Annotated in this window: 1 protein-coding gene; it reads right to left on the bottom strand. The window is 67.6% G+C overall.

Annotation, left to right across the window (positions count from 1 at the left end; genetic code table 11):
* A partial coding sequence (locus K8556_RS38890; protein ID WP_223745186.1) for an AMP-binding protein occupies positions 1 to 974 on the bottom strand: 974 nt, incomplete at both ends.

Below are 974 nucleotides of genomic sequence, written 5' to 3'. Positions count from 1 at the left end.
TGCAACTGGCTGAACGGCACCATCACTCCCTTCGGCTTGCCCGTGGACCCCGACGTGTACATCAGGCACGCCAACTGCCGGCTCGCGGGCCGCGCGGCCTCCTCCCAGTCGGCCTCCTCCAACGGCTCGTCCAGCCACACGTCCACGCGTATGCCTTCCGCGTGGCCCTTGCGGCCCAGCACCACCTGCGGCGTCGCATCCGCCAGGATCTGCTCGATGTAGTTGCGGGGGTACGCGGGGTCCACCGGCACGTAGCAGCCGCCCGCCTTGAAGATGGCCAGCATCGCCACCAGCAACTCCGGCGAGCGCTCACTCAAGACGGCAACGCGCGTCTCCGCTCCCACTCCCTGTGCCCGCAGCCGCCGGGCCACCTGGTTGGCTCGCGCATTCAGTTGCCGGTACGTCAGTTGCCGGTGCCCGCCACCCGCGTCCACGCCGATGCATGCCACCGCGTCCGGCGTCGCTCGCACCTGACGCTCGAATGTCTCCGCCAGGCTCCACGTCTCATCCAGCGGCAACGACGTGTCATTCAGCTTCTCGTAGAGCCCTTCCTCTTCCTCCGTCAGCAACCGCACCTCGGGCTGCCCCTCCACCAACGCTTCCAGCACCCGCTGGTGGTGCTCCACCATCCTCCTCACCGTCTTCTCGCTGAAGAGGTCCGCCGCGTACTCCACCACCAGCTCCAGCGAGGAGCCGTCTCCGTAGAACTGCCAGTCCTGCTCGCTCGCTGTCGTCCGCTCTCCCGCGAGTTCGAACTTCTTCAGCACCACTCCGTCGCCCCAGCTCTCCACCTGCGCCATCGGGAAGTTCTGGTGCCTCACGACGATGGGCACGAAGGGAATCTGGCTGCTGTCCCGCTGCCGCTTCAGCGCGTTCAGCAGGTGCTCGAAGGGCAGCGCCCGGTGCTCGAATCCCTCCAGCACCACTTCCTTCGTCCTCCGCAGCACCTCGCCCAGGCTCGGCGCGCCCGACAA

Source organism: Corallococcus sp. AS-1-12 (genome assembly GCF_020036995.1).
Taxonomy (GTDB): Bacteria; Myxococcota; Myxococcia; order Myxococcales; family Myxococcaceae; genus Corallococcus.
Note: the sequence above shows the minus strand (reverse complement) of the source record. Positions and strands in the feature narration are given on the sequence as shown.